Origin of the sequence: Caballeronia sp. (assembly GCF_049581465.1) — a bacterium.
GTDB lineage: Bacteria > Pseudomonadota > Gammaproteobacteria > Burkholderiales > Burkholderiaceae > Caballeronia.
In genome coordinates this window covers 1-1,600 of sequence record NZ_JBAUSA010000615.1, presented here as the reverse complement: position 1 = coordinate 1,600, position 1,600 = coordinate 1, and the positions used below count along the sequence as shown (strand labels likewise).

The following is a 1,600-nucleotide window of genomic DNA, read 5'->3' as shown; positions in this document are numbered from 1 at the left end:
CGCCGTAGATACCAAAGTCGTACGCGGAGATCTTCACCATCGCCGGGAGGCCAGGCTTGAGGAAGGCCACATCGGAAGGCTTGACATGCGCCTCGACAATCAACTGATCCGCGAACGGCACGATGCTCATGATCTGCGCACCCGGCTGGATCACGCCTCCCACTGTGGTGACCTTGATGTCCTTGATGGTGCCCTTGACCGGAGCCACCACCGTCGTACGCTTGAGCACGTCGGCGCGGCCCACGAGGTTTTCCTTCGTCTGCGCGAGTTCGAGTTCCAGGCGCGAGAGTTCGTCGTTGGCATCGGCCTGGTACTTGTTGCGGCGTTCCACAATCTGCGACTGGAGGTCATTGGCGCTGCGCTTCATGCGAAGAACTTCGGTTTCCGAAATAAGACCACGCTTGGCAAGCGGCTCCGTCATGTTTAGCTCGTTCATGGCCAGCGAGTAGCTCCGCTGAAGCGACGCGACACTGTCCTCCACGGCGCGACGGCGTGCCTGATACGCCATCGTCTCCGCTTGCACGACTGCCTTGTCGGCGAGCACATCGGCGGGAAACACAAGCGCCGTATGAAACGCTTCGGCTTTCAGCCGGGCTACCTTGCCGCGCAGGCCGATCAGCTTCGTGTAACCTTCCGCGTAGTTCGAATCGGCGCGCTTCGGGTCAATGTTGAGCAGCAATTGCCCCTTCTCGACCACATCGCCTTCATGCACGCGCATGTCGGAGAGAATGCCGCCTTCAAGACTCTGAATGATCTGCTCGCGTTTGACAGGAATAACCTTCCCCTGGCCCTGCGTGATTTCCTCGACGCGGGCAAACTTCGCCCAAACGAGCCCGCAGACCAGGATGGCGGCAACTAGATACAGCACAGCCAGCGTGCCGGGAATGGTCTGCGCAAGCGCGGATTCGCGCAGGTCGTTCATGTAGGCGGCGTGGGCGGGATGGATGCGCGGCGCGGCATTCTTGCGGCGGCCGGCAGGCGTCAATCCGCGAACCCAGCGGCCTAGTTTGGTAAGAGATCTCATGATTGTTCCTTCGTGATGCGGGCCGGTTCATCGCTGGACGGCGTCGTTTGTGTGACCGCTGGCGTGCGCAATGCCGCGAGCACCGTTTCCTTGGGGCCGTCGGTGACGACTTTCCCGCCGTCGATTACGATCACGCGATCCACCAGAGCCAACAGCGAAGGCCGGTGCGTAACGACTACCAGCGTCGTGCCAACGGTGGCGGTCGCCAGATCGCGAATAAACGCGGCTTCGGTCTGTGTATCCATCGCGCTGGTGGGCTCGTCCATCAGCAGCAGCTTGGGACGGGCGATCAGCGATCGGGCCAGTGCCACGAGTTGACGTTGGCCACCGGACAAGCCATCGCCGTTTTCACCAATCTGCATGTTCCAACCGTGCGGGCTGCCCGCTGCAATGCCGTCCACCCCGGTGAGCTTGGCAACGCGCAACAGCTCGTGAATCGATGCATCGGGCCGGCCGATCATCACGTTCTGGCGCAGCGACCCATAGAACAGGCGGCTGTCCTGAGCGACATACCCTACCGAGGCGCGCCAGTCCGACGGATCGATTTGCGAGAGGTCAATGCCGTCGCTGAAAACC

At 61.6% G+C, this 1,600-nt stretch carries 2 protein-coding genes; both read right to left on the bottom strand.

The genetic code is table 11. The features are described 5' to 3' along the window. Nucleotides 1-1,024 (bottom strand): HlyD family efflux transporter periplasmic adaptor subunit (locus WCA53_RS14975; protein ID WP_423911597.1); only part of this gene is annotated, 1,024 nt, incomplete at its 3' end. Further along, nucleotides 1,021-1,600: ATP-binding cassette domain-containing protein (locus WCA53_RS14970; protein ID WP_423911593.1), on the bottom strand; the 580-nt coding region annotated here is incomplete at its 5' end. The genes WCA53_RS14970 and WCA53_RS14975, both read right to left, overlap by 4 nt.